Annotated in this window: 2 protein-coding genes; both read right to left on the minus strand. The window is 36.6% G+C overall.

Annotated features, from left to right (window positions below):
• A partial coding sequence (locus tag EG849_RS15480; RefSeq protein ID WP_125014336.1) for a nucleotide sugar dehydrogenase occupies window positions 1-908 on the minus strand: 908 nt, incomplete at its 3' end.
• Between the two features lie 52 nt (window positions 909-960).
• On the minus strand, window positions 961-1,428 hold a 468-nt coding region (locus EG849_RS15485), incomplete at its 5' end, for an NAD-dependent epimerase/dehydratase family protein (RefSeq protein WP_125014338.1).

Below are 1,428 nucleotides of genomic sequence, written 5' to 3' on the forward strand. Positions count from 1 at the left end.
TGTTCCCAATAATCAGCAACTTCATGCAAACCATAGGATTTAGCAATATATACCAAATTCAAAATATCTTTTTGAAAACAAGAACCTCCAAAACCTACTGATGCTTTTAAAAACTTTGAGCCAATTCGGCTATCCATTCCAATTGCTTTTGCTACCTCGCTAACATCGGCACCTGTTTTTTCACACAATTCTGACAAGGCATTAATCGACGAAACGCGTTGCGCCAAAAATGCATTTGCAGTCAACTTTGACAATTCGGAAGACCAAAGGTTGGTTGTCAAAATTTTATCCTTGTCAACCCAATTTGCATATACTTCAACTAAAGCATTAATGGCGTTTTGTCCTTCTTCAGTGGTATCACCTCCGATTAATATTCGGTCGGGATGCAATAAATCCTGAACAGCAGTTCCTTCAGCCAAAAATTCTGGATTGGAAAGAATCTGAAAACGAACTCCGTTCCCGGTGTTATCTAAAATGCTCTTTATCGCTTCAGCCGTTCGAACGGGAAGTGTTGATTTTTCAACAACAATTTTATCTGATTTGGAAACCTTGGCAATTTGTCTGGCACAAAGTTCAATATATTTCAAATCAGCAGCCATTCCTTTTCCGGCACCATACGTTTTTGTGGGCGTATTTACCGAAATAAAAATCATGTCAGCTTCATCAATCGCTTTTTCCACATCGGTAGAAAAAAACAAATTACGACCACGCGCCTCGGCAACAACTTCCGAAAGTCCGGGTTCGTAAATCGGTATATTTTTAGTATCTGCATCATTCCAAGCTTTTATTCTAGCTTCGTTTAAATCGACTACAGTAACTTCTATTTCGGGGCATTTTTGAGCAATTACGGCCATTGTGGGTCCACCAACATAACCTGCTCCAATGCAACATATTTTTTTAATCTTCATTTATATCCTTTTATTCCCAACTCATTAATTGATGGCAAAATGCCTTGCAAAATTATCTTAAATTTTTCCAATACCAATCAATTGCTTCTTTTAATCCATCTTTTAATGAAAATTTAGGATCATATCCCAGCAATTTCTTTGCTTTTTCAATACTTGCCAAGGAATGTGGAATATCCCCAACCCGTTCTGGACCATGCAAAACCGGAATCTCACCAATTGTTTTGTCATACGCTGAAAGATATTCTTTTAAATGGCTTATTAAATTATTTAAGGTGGTTCTATCTCCAAAAGCCGTATTATAAACCGTGTTTATTGCTTCTGGGTTTTCTGTTTTTATTGCCAATTCATTCATTTGAATTACGTTGTCAATATAAGTAAAATCTCTAGAATAATTACCATCTCCATTGATAACAGGGCTTTCGTGATCCATTAAAAGCTTAACAAACTTCGGAATAACTGCCGCATACGCACCATTTGGATCTTGTTTTCTTCCAAAAACATTAAAATAGCGCAAACCAAT

Origin of the sequence: Flavobacterium macacae, from assembly GCF_003865365.1 — a bacterium.
Lineage (GTDB): Bacteria > Bacteroidota > Bacteroidia > Flavobacteriales > Flavobacteriaceae > Flavobacterium > Flavobacterium macacae.